The organism is Amycolatopsis vancoresmycina (assembly GCF_000716785.1).
GTDB classification, from domain to species: domain Bacteria; phylum Actinomycetota; class Actinomycetes; order Mycobacteriales; family Pseudonocardiaceae; genus Amycolatopsis; species Amycolatopsis vancoresmycina.
The window spans coordinates 26,961-39,222 of the sequence record NZ_JNYY01000002.1 but is presented as its reverse complement, the minus strand read 5'-3'; the positions used below and the strand labels follow the sequence as shown (position 1 = coordinate 39,222).

Below are 12,262 nucleotides of genomic sequence, written 5' to 3'. Positions count from 1 at the left end.
GATCATGGAGCCACTCGGCCAGGACGAAATCCGGGCCTCGTTCGTCAACTGCACCCGAGGCGAAGCCAAGGGGGTCACGCTGCCCGCCCCGCCGTCGGAAATCCCGTGGGACCGGCGCGAATTCCTCGGCTGGCGCGACCCGAAGGCACCGGCGCGCGCGTACCTCGTGCTGCCCTACGGCGGCGAGGTGATCGGGCTCGCCCTGCGCGCGGCCGCGCCCCCGAAGTCCCGGCTGCGCAGCAACATCTGCGGCTTCTGCACCACGACCCACGGGCTCGCCGACATCACGCTGTTTTCGGCGCGCCGGGCCGGGAAGGCCGGCCGCGAGGGCAACACGCTGGGCACTTACGCGTGCGGGAACCTGGCGTGCAGCCAGTACGTCCGCGGCGAGCTGAAGCCGGACGTGCCGCAGCCGTACGAATCGCTGACGGTCGAGGAACGCGCCGGGCGGCTGGAGGAGAAGCTGCACAAGTTCGTGGCGCGGGTGCTGGAGTCGCGTTAGAAGCGGTACCGCACGATGTGCGCGGTCCGGGCCAGGGCCGGGAAGACCTTCAGCATCCGCAGCTGGAACCGGGTGATCGGGCCCATCCTGGCCAGCACGTCCGGGCTCGCCCAGTGCCCGGCGTCCAAAGCGGACTCGAGGGTCAGGCCGCAGCGCTCGAGTTCACGCGGGTCGTTGACACCCCAGTAGAGCGTCGCCCCGCCCTGCGCACCGGCGTGTTGATCTTCTGGCTCTTGATGGCGCCCCGGCTGAAGAGGTCGCAGATCAGCTCACCGGAGGGGAACTTCGCGGCCAGCCGCCGGAAGAGTTCGGTGCCGGTCTCGGGTTTCAGGTACATCGTGAGGCCCTCGGCCACGATCAGCGCGGGCCGGTCCGACGGCACCCGGTCGAGCCACCCGAAGTCGGTCACCGACGAGGCGATGTGCGACTGGTTCGGCGCCTTCGGGTAGAGCTTCTCGCGCAGCTCGACGACCTCGGGGTAGTCGACTTCGTACCAGTGGACGGTCTCCGGCGGTGCGAGCCGCTGGAACCGCGTGTCCAGGCCGCAGCCCAGGTGCAGCACGATCGCGTCCGGGTGGGCGCGCAGGTACTCGGCGGCCCAGTCGTCGATCGGCTTCGCCCGCAGGACGACGGAGACCGCGCGGTCGGGGGAGATGCCGATCTTGGTGAAGTCGTGGTCGATCCGGCGGACGGCGTCGTCGGCCGCCTTGTCGCCGAGGATCGGGTGCGCGCTGCGGTAGTCGAGCGCTCGGCCGTAGAGGGTGGCCAGGTTGGTGGCCTTTTCCGCGGTGAAGTGGACCTTCTCCATCAGCTCTCCTCCGCGGCGTAGTCGTGCGCGTAGGTCTTGGCGTCCACCAGGTGTTTGAGCGTCAGCTCGCGGGCCGCGGCCGGGTCGGAACGGCGGATGGCGTCGAGGATGGCGCGGTGGTCGGCGACGGCCTTGCGGATCTGGCCCGGCAGCCGCAGCGCGGCCCGCCGTTCCTCGCCGACCAGGGCGAGCACCGACCGCAGCAGCCCGGCGACGTCGTCGTTGCCCGCGTTCTGCGCGATCACCCGGTGGAACTCGGCGTCGGCGGCGATGACGTGCAGCATGTCGCCGTCTTCGGCGGCCTGCGCCATCTCGGCGACGTTGTCTTCGAGGCGGCTCACCGTCCGGGCGGTCGCGTGCCGGGCCAGGCGTTCGGCGAGGGTCGGTTCGACGGTCGCGCGCAGGTCGAAGAGCTTCTCGACGAGCTGGTCGTGCTCGGTGAACCAGGTGCGCAACGGCTGTTCCTGCTGCTCACGGACGTAGGTGCCGGAGCCGGCGCGGATCTGGACGTACCCGATGGAGTCGAGCACCCGCAGCGCCTGGCGGAGTGAGCCGCGGCTGATGCCGAGCTCCTCGCAGAGGACGCGCTCGGCGGGCAGCCGGGAGCCGGGCGGCAGGTCACCGGAGTCGATCCGGGCCCGCAGCCGGTCGACGGTCGCGCTCCAGACCTGCTCGGTGTCCACGGCCTCATCCTGTCAGCTCGCGGAAACTGTCGGGGGTGGCTGTCATGATCACGGCATGGACCACTTCGAGGCGTGGGTGCGCGGCTGGGCGGTGTCCCGGGCGACCCCACCACCGGTCCCGGAGCCCGACGGCTACCGGGTCGACGTCGGCCTGCCCGGGCACCGGGTGCGGTACCTGCTGCGCGCACCGGCGGCGGTGTCCGCGCGGGCGGCCGCGGTGGCCTCGCCCGGCACGTGGCTGAAGACGTGCGGCCCGCGGGCGGAGGTACTGGCGGGCTTGACTCCGGCGTGGACGGCGGGGGAGACGGAGTACCTGATGGCGTTCGACGGGCCCGTGCCGCCGGCCGAGGCGCCGCCGGGCTACTCGGTGAGGGTGACCGCCGACGGCCCGAGGTGGGACGTGCTGGTCTCGTCCGGCGCGGCTCCGGCCGCCCGCGGCCGGGTCGCGGTGGCCGGCGGGGTCGCTGTGTTCGACAAGATCGAGACGGAACCGGAGCACCGCCGCCGCGGCCTCGGCCGCGTGGTGATGCACCGCCTGGGCGAGGCGGCCGGTGCTCGTGTGGGCGTGCTGCTGGCCACGGCCGCCGGGCGCGGGCAGTACCGCGCGCTCGGCTGGCGCGTGGTCTCCGACGTCGTCCCGGCGCACGTTCCGGAGGGAGCGGCATGACAGCGCGGTTCAAAGACCTCGCCCTCGACGCGAACGACCACCAGGCCCTGGCCGACTGGTGGTGCCGCGCGCTCGGCTACGTCCGCCGCGACTCGCTGACCGGCGGCACGCGCCCGGACGACTGGCCGGTCCCGATCGTCGATCCCGTCGGGAAGGGGCCGCTGATCTGGCTGAACCCGGTGCCGGAGCCGAAGGCGGTCAAGAACCGCATGCACCTGGACGTCTTCGGCGACCCGGCCGAACTCGTGGCGATGGGCGCCACCCTGGTCCGCGAGCGCGGCGGTGACACCGAGTGGGAGGTGATGGCCGACCCGGAGGGCAACGAGTTCTGCGTCTTCACCCCGGAGGTGACTGTCTGACCTGACACATCTGCGTCGCGGGAGCGGCCCACGATGCTTAGGCTCCGCACGTGATTGCTTCATGACGTGGTGGCACGCGCTGATCGTCGTGGTCGCCGGGATCTGGGCCGGGACCATCAACGCCGTCGTCGGTTCGGGGACGCTCGTCACCTTCCCCGTGCTCGTCGCGCTCGGCTATCCGCCGGTGACGGCGACGACGTCAAACGCCATCGGGCTCGCGCCCGGCACGCTCAGTGGTGCCTGGGGCTACCGGCACGAGCTCAAGGGTTACTGGCCGCAGGTCGTCAAGTTCGGCGTCGCGTCCTTCCTCGGTGCCATCGGCGGCACCATCCTGCTGCTCTCGCTGCCGAAGGACGCCTTCGAAGCCGTCGTGCCGGTGCTGGTCGGGCTCGCCGTGATCCTCGTGATCGTGCAGCCGAAGGTGTCCGGCTGGGTCGCCAAGCGGCGCGAAGAGAACGGTGAAGAGCACAAGCCCGGGCCGCTGCTGATGTTCTTCATCTTCCTCATCGGCATCTACGGCGGGTACTTCACCGCCGCGCAGGGCGTGATGCTGATGGCCGTGATGGGGATGCTGCTGTCCGAGCCGCTGCAGAAGCTCAACGGCGTGAAGAACGTCCTGGCTGCGGTGGTGAACGTCGTCGCCGGGGTGATCTACGCCTTCGTCGCGCCGGTCAGCTGGGCTGTGGTGCTGTGGCTGGCCGTCGGCTCGACCGCCGGCGGCTTCCTCGGCGCGAAGATCGGGCGGAAGCTGCCGCCGACGGTACTGCGTGGCGTCATCGTGGTGATCGGTGTTGCCGCGGTGATTCAGCTGGTGGTCAAGCAGTTCAGCTGAGTTCGCGGAGGAACGTGGTCCAGGCTTCGGCCGGGAGCGCCAGCTCTCCGGACGTGGGCGCCTTCGAGTCCCGGACGCCGACCAGCTCGGTGTTCAGCGCGACCTCGACGCAGTCTCCGTTGTTGCCGCCGCTGTAGCTGCTCTTGCGCCAGGACCGGCTGTGGGAGGTCATCGCGTTTCGTCCTTCGCTCGGTCGTACTCGCTTGCCAAGGCGGCAAGCCACTCCCGGGATTGTCCTCCACTCAGGGCACGACCGGCCAGTTGCTTGAGCACGTGGCGGTATATCTCCAAGTCGGCCGCGTCCTCCAAGAACAAGCTCGCGGTCTGGTTTTCGACGTAGGCCACGGGCTGGGTGTCGTTGTAGCGCATGATCCGGAAGGCCGCGCCGAGCACACCCGCCGGGCAGGCAGTCTCCGGCACCACCCGGATCACGCAATGCTCCGACGAGGCTGTCAGTACGAGGTGGAGTATCTGCTCGTGCATGACCTGATCCTTGGCGACCGCCGCCCGGACTGCGGCCTCCTGGATGTAGAACGTGAACCGCGGCGGATCCCGCCGCCGCAACAACTTCTGCCTGCTCAGCCGGGCTTTCACCCGGAGATCGATACCGCTCTCATCGTGGAGACCGAACCAGCGGAAAACCGCGCGGGCGTACTCCTCGATCTGCAAGATGCCCGGGATCACCTGGGGCTCGAACATGATGATCTCGGTGGCCTGCGTTTCCGTGACGATCAGCGACCGCAGCTCGTCCGGCAGCTGCTCCCGATGCGGCCGGATCCGGTACCCGTCCGTCTGCTCGCGCACCAGATCCAGCACCCGCACCACGTCCTCGCGAGAAGCCCGGCAGCTCGCGAGGTACATCGTCACGTCCAGCTCGGAGTAACCCCGGACCCCGCTCTCCATCCGCGAAATCTTGCTGGCCGAACACCCCAGCAAGTCCGCGAGATCGGAAAGCAGCAGCCCGGCGCCGACGCGAAACCGCTTCAGCTCGTCGCCGACTTCGCGGCCCGTCGCCGACGAATCGCGGTCTCGCTCGCTCATGCCGGGAAAGCTAAGCCGTCCCCCGCGGGGAACGGCTCAGCGCCACGGCAACATCAACCCATCGGACGCCGCCTTGCCACCGCGGCAAGCTACTGCCGGAACTCCCGCGCCGCAGCCAAGAACAGGTCGTTTTCCTCGCGGGTCCCGATGGTCACGCGGACACCATCGCCCGCGAACGGGCGCACCACCAGCTTGCGGTCCAGCGCGTGCTCCGCGAACGGCACCGCGTCGTCACCCAGCGGCAGCCAGACGAAGTTCGCCTGCGTCTCCGGCACCTGGTAACCCGCCTCGATCAGCGCGTCCCGCACCCGGCCGCGTTCGGCGACGATCTCCTTGCAGCGCTCCAGCAGCTCGTCGGCCGCGTCCAGCGACGCCAGCGCGGCCACCTGGGCCAGCATGTTCACCGAAAACGCCACGTACACCTGGCGAAGCGCGTCCGCGATCGGCTCGGGCGCCACCGCGTACCCGACGCGCAGGCCCGCGAGGCCGTACGCCTTGGAGAACGTCCGCAGCACCATCACATTCGACCGCGTGCGGGTGTACTCGACGCCGTCGGGCACTTCGGGGTCGGTGACGAACTCCTTGTACGCCTCGTCCAGCACCACCAGCACGTGCTCCGGCACCGAAGCCAGGAACCGCTCCAGTTCGGCGCGGCGGACCGCCGTCCCGGTCGGGTTGTTCGGGTTGCAGACGAAGACCACGCGCGTCCGGTCGGTGATCGCCGCGCGCATCGCGTCGAGGTCCAGCTCCTGGCCCTCGGTGATCGGGACCTTCACCGAGACGGCGTTCGCGACCTGCGTGACGATCGGGTACGCCTCGAAGGAGCGCCAGCCGAAGATGACCTCGTCGCCGGGCGCGCACACCGCCTGGATCGTCTGCTGGCACAGCGACACCGAGCCGCAGCCGATGGCGACGTGCGCCACCGGCACGTCCAGCTCGCGGGCCAGCCGCTCGCGCAGGGCCTGCGAACCGGTGTCCGGGTAGCGGTTGATGCCGGCCGCGGCTTCGGCGATCGCCTGCGCGACGCTCGGCAGCGCGCCGCCGGGCACCTCGTTGCTCGCCAGCTTGATCGCGCCTTCGATCGTCCGGCCGGGGACGTATTTCGGCAACGATTCGAGATCGGCACGCGGGGACACGGACGGCATCTTCGGCGCTCCTGGAAATCGACGGGACGACCCGGTCACCGTATCTTTTCCGCCGTCCGCCCCGCGACTCCCTTCCGGCGGACTGTGTGCGGGCCGGGCTTCCTCCCGTTCACCTCGAAGTGATTGAGTGAACGGATGACGTCGACCTCCACCGCGGACTACCAGCGCACCGACGGCCCCACGTTGCGCCTGACCTTCTCGGAACCCGAAGGCGCGCTACGCGGCGGCCTGGTGGTGCTGCACGAGGCCGACGGCGTCACCGACGGGGTGAAACTGCTGCTCGCGAGCCTCGCCACGGAGGGCTGGCTGACCGTCACCCCGCACCTCGACAACGACCACCTCACCCAGCAGGACCTCCTCGACGCGACCGACCTCACCCTGGCCTGGCTGGTCGAGCGGGGGGTCCAGGGCGACCTGCTCGGCGTGATGGGCTTCGACCTGGGCGGCACCGCGGCCCTCGTCGTCGCTTCGCACCGCCGCCTCGGCGCGGCCGTGAGCGTCGGCGGGCAGCAGGCCGCCGAGCTGCCCGCGCTGGTCGAGATCGCCGGGAAGCTCACCAGCCCCTGGCTCGGCATGTACGGCGACGCCGGCGACGAGGCGGGCGGTGCCGACGTCGAGCGCCTGCGTGACGCCGCCGCGTCGGCGAAGGTCGCCACGAACGTCGTCCACTACCCGGGCGCGAACCACCGCTTCGACGCCGACCCGGGCGCGGCCGCGGAGGCGTGGCAGCGCACGTTGAACTGGTTCGACGCGCACCTGCGGTAGGTGTGGGCGGTCCACACCGCCAGCCCGGTTTCCGTGTCGGTTCGAACCACAGTGACATCGCGATCCGAGGGATTAGGCTCGGGACGTGACGCACACCGCCGACGCCCCCGAAGTGCTCTGGCGCCCCGAGCCGGGCCACGTTGCCGACACCAAGATCGACGCCTTCCGCCGCTGGCTGCGCGCCGAGCGCGGCGTCGAGGTGGACGACTACCGCTCGCTGTGGGAGTTCTCCGTCGACCGCGGCCCGGACTTCTGGGCGGCGGTCGCGGACTTCCTCGGCGTCCGCTGGCACGACCAGCCCGGTGACGTGCTCTCCGGCGGGATGCCGGACGCCGTCTGGTTCGAGGGCGGCACGCTGAACTACGCCGAGCACGCGCTCACCCCCGGCGTCGCGGGCGCCGCGAAGGCCGACGACGAGACCGCGGTGATCTTCCACCGCGAAGACGGCTTCGCGAGCCACCTGACGTACGGCGAGCTTCGCGCGCAGGTCGCCGCGGCCCGGGCCGCCTTCCTGGAGCTCGGCGTCGGCAAGGGCGACCGGGTCGTCGCGCTGGCGCCGAACTGCCCGCAGACGCTGGTCGCGTTCCTCGCCGCGGCGAGCATCGGGGCGATCTGGTCGTCGTGCTCGCCGGACTTCGGCGTCCGGGCGGTCGCGGACCGGTTCGTCCAGATCGAGCCGAAGGTGCTCTTCGCGGTCAACGCCTACGCCTACAACGGCCGCCAGTTCGACATCCGGACGACGCTCGCCGACCTGCAGGCGCAGCTGCCGTCGCTGGCCGCGACCGTGCTCGTCGAGTACGTCGGCGAAGGCCGGATGGACGGCACGCTCGACTGGGCCGAGCTGCTCGAAAAGCACGCGGGCGCGCCCCTGCTGTTCGAGCCGGTCGAGTTCGCGCACCCGCTGTGGGTGCTCTACTCCTCCGGCACGACCGGCCTGCCGAAGGGCATCGTGCACGGCCACGGCGGCATCACGCTCGAACACCTCAAGGCCCTCGCGCTGCAGACCGACCTCGGGCCCGGCGACCGGTTCTTCTGGTTCAGCACCACCGGCTGGATGATGTGGAACTTCCTCATCTCCGGCCTGCTGGTCGGCACCACGATCGTGCTCTACGACGGCAGCCCCGGGTTCCCGGACCTCAACGCGCTCTGGCACCTGGCCGAGCAGCACCGCGTCACCTACTTCGGGACGTCGGCGCCGTTCATCCAGAGCTGCCTCAAGGCCGGCCTCAAGCCGGCCGAGCGCTACGACCTGACCGGGCTGCGCGCGCTCGGCTCGACCGGCGCGCCGCTGAGCGTCGAAGGCTTCCGGTGGATCGTGAACGAGATCGGGCGGGACGTCCAGATCTGCTCGGTGTCCGGCGGCACCGACCTGTGCGCGGCCTTCGTGGCGTCGGCGCCCGACGTGCCGGTGTGGCTCGGCGAGCTGTCCTGCCCGGCGCTCGGAGCTGCGGTGAACGCGTTCGACGAGGCCGGCAAGGCCGTCGTCGAGGAGGTCGGCGAGCTGGTCATCACCAAACCGATGCCGTCGATGCCGGTGTTCTTCTGGAACGACCCGGACGGCTCGCGCCTGCGTGAGGCGTACTTCGAGATGTACCCCGGGCTGTGGCGCCACGGCGACTGGATCCGGATCACGAACCGCGGCTCGGCGGTGATCTACGGCCGCAGCGACTCGACGCTCAACCGCGGCGGCGTCCGGATGGGCACGGCGGAGTTCTACCGGGTCGTCGAGGGCTACGACGAGATCGCGGATTCCCTGGTCGTGGACACCTCGGCGGCCGGGAACGAAGACGGCCAGCTGATCTGTTTCGTGGTGCTCGCCGGCGGTGTCGCGCTCGAAGACGTCGAGCCGCGCCTGCGCAAGGAGCTCCGTAGCGCACTGTCACCGCGCCATGTACCCGATCGGTTCGTCGTGGTTTCCGAGATTCCTCGTACCTTGAACGGTAAGAAGTGTGAGGTACCGGTGAAGAAGATCCTCGCCGGTGTGGCTCCCGACCGGGCCGTCAGCCGCGACGCGCTGGCCAACCCGGCGGCGCTGGCGCCGTTCGTGGAGCTCGCCGGGGGGTAGATGGGGGAAGCATGATCATCCACGGCGGGTTGTACAGGTGGTGACGGGGACACGCGCGCAGATCACCTGGAAGGTGGCGGGGGCCACCACCGTGGGGGTGATCACCTGGGTGACCCGGCTGGCGGGCCTGATGACCCTGGGCTCGATCCTGATCCCGGCCGGCCGGCGCAGCCTGCGCGGGCACCTGGCGGAGTGGCTGGAGCTGCCGCAGGAGGCCACGGTCGCCGCGGCGACCGTGGCGCTGGTCATGGGCGTGCTGCTGGTGCTGCTGGCCGCGGGGTTGCGGCGCCGCAAGCGCCGGGCCTGGCAGCTGGCGGTCGGCGCGACGGTGCTGCTCACGATGTCGCACCTGGGGCTCAAGCACGTCTTCGGCGCCGGCCTGGTGTCGGTGGTGCTGCTGGTGGGCCTGATCGCGAACCGGCGCTACTTCGTGGCGAAGCCGGATCCGGTGGTCGGGCGCTGGCGGGCGGTGCGCGTGTTCGTCCAGCTGGCGCTGGCCGGGTTCGTGATCAACGTCATCCTGCTGTCGGTGGCGCCGCGCGCGGCCCTGGAGCCGATGGGCTTCGGCGACCGGCTCGCGGAGTCGGCGCTCGCGCTGGTCGCGGCCAGCGGGCCCGCGGTCTTCCACCAGATGTGGATGGAGGACCTCACCGCCGCCGTCGGCCTGCTGTTCGGCCTCGCCGCGGTCCTGGTGTCGGCGTACTTCCTGCTGCGTTCGGCCGAGCCGGCGCCGCGGCTGACCGACGAGGAAGTCGCGCGCCTGCGCCGCTTGCTGGACGAACACGGCGAGCGTGACTCGCTCGGCTACTTCGCGCTGCGGCGGGACAAGTTCGCGGTGTTCTCGAAGACGGGCAAGGCCGCGGTCACCTACCGCGTGATCGCCGGGGTGGCGCTGTGCTCGGCCGACCCGCTGGGCGACCACGAGGCGTGGCCGGGCGCGATCGAGGAGTACCTGGAGGTCTGCCGGCGCAACGGCTGGACCCCGGCGGCGATGGGCGTCTCGGAGCTGGGCGCGACGGTCTGGGCCCGGTTCGGCCTGGAGGTCCTGGAGATCGGCGACGAAGCGGTGGTCGACGCGGCGGGCTTCACCCTGGACGGCCGCACGATGCGCGGCGTCCGCCAGGCCGCGGCCCGGACGAAACGGGCGGGCTACAAAGTGCTGGTGCGCCGGGCGGAAGACCTGCGCCCGGGCGAGCTGGACGAGCTGACGGTCCTGGCGGCCAACTGGCGCGGCACGGACACCGAGCGCGGCTTCTCGATGGCACTGGGCCGCATGGGCGACCCGGGTTCGGTGCTGGTGACGGCCGAGCAGGGCGGCCGCGTGCGAGGGGTGCTCCAGTTCGTGCCGTGGGGCACGACGGGCCTGTCACTGGACGTCATGCGCCGCGACCGCACGGCCGACAACGGCGTCAACGAGCTGATGATCTCGGAACTCCTGCTGTCGGCGGGCCGCCACGGCGTCACCCAGGTCTCGTTGAACTTCGCGGCGTTCCGGGCGTTGATGGAGCAGGGCCAGCGCATCGGCGCGGGCCCGGTCGCGCGGATGTCGGCGAAGGTCCTGCACTTCTTTTCGCGCTGGATCCAGATCGAGACGCTGTACCGCTTCAACGCGAAGTTCCAGCCGCGCTGGGTGCCCAGGTATCTGGTGTACCCGAAGGTCCGCGACCTCCCGCGGGTGGGCATCGCGACGTTCGAGGCCGAGGGCCTGGGCGGCCGCTCTCCGCGCCTGCTCAGACTGCTGCAACGGGCTTAAGGGGGGTGCTCTTCGAGGGGCATTCGGGGGTGTGTAACCTATCTGAGCAGTGGTCGTTGGGCCCAGGAGGCTTCGCCTAGTCTGGTCTATGGCGCCGCACTGCTAATGCGGTTGGGGGTAACCCCCCCTCCCGGGTTCAAATCCCGGAGCCTCCGCTGGTACTCGGTTCGCCGGGTGCTAGGTTACAACTGAACACGCGCCCGTAGCTCAGCTGGATAGAGCATCTGACTACGGATCAGAAGGTCAGGGGTTCGAATCCCTTCGGGCGCACGTCTGGTTGAGACAGCAGTACAAAGAACCCCCTGGTGACAGGGGGTTCTTTGCTGTTTGCCCCTACCGGTAGTCCCGGCTGTAGTCAGCCGGTTGCCGGTTTATTGCCAGTTTTCCCCAGGGGCAGCGACCCGAGCGCGTCGGCGCCGGCGCGGGACTTCTGGCTCCGGCCCATGTAGACATCCTGGGTCATCGACGGGTGCGCGTGCCCGAGGATGTCGGCGATCTGGCGGGCGGTGAGGCCGGCCTCATCGAGGAGCGTGGCGAGCGTCTTGCGCAGGGTCTTGAAGGTCACCCATTCGTAGCCAGCCCGCCGACGGAACGGGAGCCAGTGGCGGTTGGTCAGGTTCTGGAAATTCAGGTACCCGCCCCGGCTGTTGCAGTGGATCGGCCCGGTGGGGTTGATCACCCCGAGCCGGTCGCGCCGGTCCACCAGCATCACGACATACCAGTCCGGCAGCGGGATACCCCGCTCGGCGTTCCCCGTCTTCCCTCCGTTCTTGGTCGTCCCCTTGCCGCGGGCCTGGGTGAGGCCGCCGCTCACCTGCAGCTCCTTCGCCTCCTCGTCGAAGTCGGGCCAGTCGGCCCCCAGTAGCTCACCCCGTCGCTCCCCGGTGGCCAGGAAGCCGCGGACCAGATCCGGCAGGTCGGCCGCGATCGCCTCTTCATCGGTGTCGAGCTTGCCCAAGAAGTCGAACAGCTCCTCGGTGGTCAAGGTACGCGGCTTGGCCTTCTTCGCCCGGCGTTCGAGCAGCGGGGCGACGTCCTTGACCGGGTTGACCTTGATCAACCCCTCGTTGATCGCGAAGGTGATCACGTTGCTGATCACGGCCCGGACCTGACGCGCCAGGCTCAAGCTGTGAGCCTTGAGCTTGGCCTGGCACAGGCGGTTGATCACCGGCGTTTCCACTTCGATCAGTTCGAGCTTGGCCAGCACCGGCAACACGTGGTTCTTGAGGTTGTACCAGTGGTTGTCCACCGAGGTGAACGAGAAAACGCCCATCTCAGCGTCCTTGCGGTGCTCCGCCAGCCACGCGGCAGCGACGTCCTCGAACAGGCTGTGCGCGGTCAGCTCAGCCCCGGCCGTGCGTGTCACCTTGGCCTTGACTGCCTCGCGCACGGCGTCCCGGGCGGGTTCCTTCGTCCGACCGCGCCGGCGGGGCCGCGAACGTCACGCTGAACAAGAGATGTCCTCGCCGAACGGCCAGGTCTCCGAGATGGCCAGCAATCCACGGAAGTCACGTTCGTGTGCGGCCAACGGCATCCCGTCGACCTCCTGACGGGCTATCACGCCGGGTCAAGGAGGCGACTCAGCAGATTAGCTACGGGCGCCGTGGATGAGTCCCCTCGACCCGGCGTGATCGGGCTACGC

General features: G+C 70.1%; 14 protein-coding genes and 2 tRNA genes. 9 read left to right on the top strand and 7 right to left on the bottom strand.

Translation table 11 applies throughout. From position 1 onward, the window contains the following. The first annotated feature begins 4 nt into the window (after positions 1-4). Positions 5-502: an FBP domain-containing protein gene (locus tag OO60_RS05710; protein WP_003078185.1), complete on the top strand. Its 498-nt coding sequence runs from the start codon at positions 5-7 to the stop codon at positions 500-502. Here OO60_RS05710 and OO60_RS48165 read toward each other — a convergent pair. The 3 genes from OO60_RS48165 to OO60_RS05700 are packed head-to-tail and all read right to left on the bottom strand — an operon-like array spanning position 499 to position 1,993. Next, positions 499-630, bottom strand: a complete 132-nt coding sequence (locus OO60_RS48165; RefSeq protein ID WP_276204570.1) for a hypothetical protein — start codon at positions 628-630, stop codon at positions 499-501. The genes OO60_RS05710 and OO60_RS48165 overlap by 4 nt on opposite strands. 14 nt (positions 631-644) lie before the next feature. Continuing rightward, positions 645-1,310 (bottom strand): class I SAM-dependent methyltransferase, encoded by a 666-nt coding sequence (locus OO60_RS44430; protein ID WP_003078180.1) that lies wholly within the window; start codon positions 1,308-1,310, stop codon positions 645-647. Further along, positions 1,310-1,993: a FadR/GntR family transcriptional regulator gene (locus OO60_RS05700; RefSeq protein WP_003078176.1), complete on the bottom strand. Its 684-nt coding sequence runs from the start codon at positions 1,991-1,993 to the stop codon at positions 1,310-1,312. Before OO60_RS05700 ends, OO60_RS44430 begins: the two co-directional genes overlap by 1 nt. Positions 1,994-2,048: 55 nt before the next feature. Here OO60_RS05700 and OO60_RS05695 point away from each other — a divergent pair, with 55 nt between their 5' ends. From OO60_RS05695 to OO60_RS05685, 3 genes are all read left to right on the top strand, one after another. Continuing rightward, positions 2,049-2,660 (top strand): GNAT family N-acetyltransferase, encoded by a 612-nt coding sequence (locus OO60_RS05695; protein WP_003078173.1) that lies wholly within the window; start codon positions 2,049-2,051, stop codon positions 2,658-2,660. Further along, a complete protein-coding gene (locus tag OO60_RS05690) occupies positions 2,657-3,019 on the top strand; it encodes a VOC family protein (RefSeq protein WP_003078170.1) in 363 nt (120 codons plus the stop codon). The genes OO60_RS05695 and OO60_RS05690 overlap by 4 nt, the downstream gene beginning before the upstream one ends. A 61-nt stretch (positions 3,020-3,080) precedes the next feature. Next, positions 3,081-3,851 (top strand): sulfite exporter TauE/SafE family protein, encoded by a 771-nt coding sequence (locus OO60_RS05685; RefSeq protein ID WP_003078167.1) that lies wholly within the window; start codon positions 3,081-3,083, stop codon positions 3,849-3,851. On the opposite strand, the gene OO60_RS05680 is transcribed toward OO60_RS05685, so the two are convergent. The 3 genes from OO60_RS05680 to hisC form a co-directional block, all read right to left on the bottom strand. Next, positions 3,844-4,023, bottom strand: coding sequence for a DUF397 domain-containing protein (locus OO60_RS05680; RefSeq protein WP_003078164.1), 180 nt, complete (start codon positions 4,021-4,023; stop codon positions 3,844-3,846). The two genes, OO60_RS05685 and OO60_RS05680, sit on opposite strands and share 8 nt — an antisense overlap. Further along, the gene (locus tag OO60_RS05675) at positions 4,020-4,892 is read right to left on the bottom strand and encodes a DUF5753 domain-containing protein (RefSeq protein ID WP_003078161.1); all 873 of its coding nucleotides are present in this window, start codon (positions 4,890-4,892) and stop codon (positions 4,020-4,022) included. Before OO60_RS05675 ends, OO60_RS05680 begins: the two co-directional genes overlap by 4 nt. 89 nt (positions 4,893-4,981) lie before the next feature. Then, complete coding sequence (gene hisC / locus OO60_RS05670) at positions 4,982-6,037, bottom strand: histidinol-phosphate transaminase (RefSeq protein WP_003078157.1); 1,056 nt, start codon at positions 6,035-6,037, stop codon at positions 4,982-4,984. Positions 6,038-6,172: 135 nt separating this feature from the next. Between hisC and OO60_RS05665 the strand changes: the two genes are divergently transcribed. The 5 genes from OO60_RS05665 to OO60_RS05645 all read left to right on the top strand — a co-directional run bounded on the left by OO60_RS05665 (position 6,173) and on the right by OO60_RS05645 (position 10,890). Next, positions 6,173-6,802, top strand: coding sequence for a dienelactone hydrolase family protein (locus OO60_RS05665; RefSeq protein ID WP_003078154.1), 630 nt, complete (start codon positions 6,173-6,175; stop codon positions 6,800-6,802). An 85-nt stretch (positions 6,803-6,887) separates the two neighbouring features. Next, complete coding sequence (locus OO60_RS05660; RefSeq protein WP_003078152.1) at positions 6,888-8,867, top strand: acetoacetate--CoA ligase; 1,980 nt, start codon at positions 6,888-6,890, stop codon at positions 8,865-8,867. Between the two features lie 37 nt (positions 8,868-8,904). After that, positions 8,905-10,620 carry a phosphatidylglycerol lysyltransferase domain-containing protein gene (locus OO60_RS05655; protein WP_003078149.1) on the top strand — a complete coding sequence of 572 codons (1,716 nt, stop codon included), beginning with the start codon at positions 8,905-8,907 and terminating at the stop codon, positions 10,618-10,620. Between the two features lie 65 nt (positions 10,621-10,685). Further along, positions 10,686-10,775, top strand: a tRNA-Ser gene (locus OO60_RS05650). Positions 10,776-10,816: 41 nt separating this feature from the next. After that, positions 10,817-10,890, top strand: a tRNA-Arg gene (locus OO60_RS05645). 85 nt (positions 10,891-10,975) lie between these two features. On the opposite strand, the gene OO60_RS05640 is transcribed toward OO60_RS05645, so the two are convergent. Then, entirely contained in the window at positions 10,976-12,010 is a 1,035-nt protein-coding gene (locus tag OO60_RS05640) for a tyrosine-type recombinase/integrase (protein WP_003078146.1), read from the bottom strand. Positions 12,011-12,262 lie beyond the last annotated feature (252 nt).

What these genes read in the sequence shown, in the direction of transcription:
- OO60_RS05710 (WP_003078185.1), top strand. Translation starts at nt 5, where the DNA reads ATGGAGCCACTCGGCCAGGACGAAATCCGGGCCTCGTTCGTCAACTGC.
- OO60_RS44430 (WP_003078180.1), bottom strand. Translation starts at nt 1,310, where the DNA reads ATGGAGAAGGTCCACTTCACCGCGGAAAAGGCCACCAACCTGGCCACC.
- OO60_RS05695 (WP_003078173.1), top strand. Translation starts at nt 2,049, where the DNA reads ATGGACCACTTCGAGGCGTGGGTGCGCGGCTGGGCGGTGTCCCGGGCG.
- OO60_RS05690 (WP_003078170.1), top strand. Translation starts at nt 2,657, where the DNA reads ATGACAGCGCGGTTCAAAGACCTCGCCCTCGACGCGAACGACCACCAG.
- OO60_RS05685 (WP_003078167.1), top strand. Translation starts at nt 3,081, where the DNA reads ATGACGTGGTGGCACGCGCTGATCGTCGTGGTCGCCGGGATCTGGGCC.
- OO60_RS05680 (WP_003078164.1), bottom strand. Translation starts at nt 4,023, where the DNA reads ATGACCTCCCACAGCCGGTCCTGGCGCAAGAGCAGCTACAGCGGCGGC.
- OO60_RS05675 (WP_003078161.1), bottom strand. Translation starts at nt 4,892, where the DNA reads ATGAGCGAGCGAGACCGCGATTCGTCGGCGACGGGCCGCGAAGTCGGC.
- hisC (WP_003078157.1), bottom strand. Translation starts at nt 6,037, where the DNA reads ATGCCGTCCGTGTCCCCGCGTGCCGATCTCGAATCGTTGCCGAAATAC.
- OO60_RS05665 (WP_003078154.1), top strand. Translation starts at nt 6,173, where the DNA reads ATGACGTCGACCTCCACCGCGGACTACCAGCGCACCGACGGCCCCACG.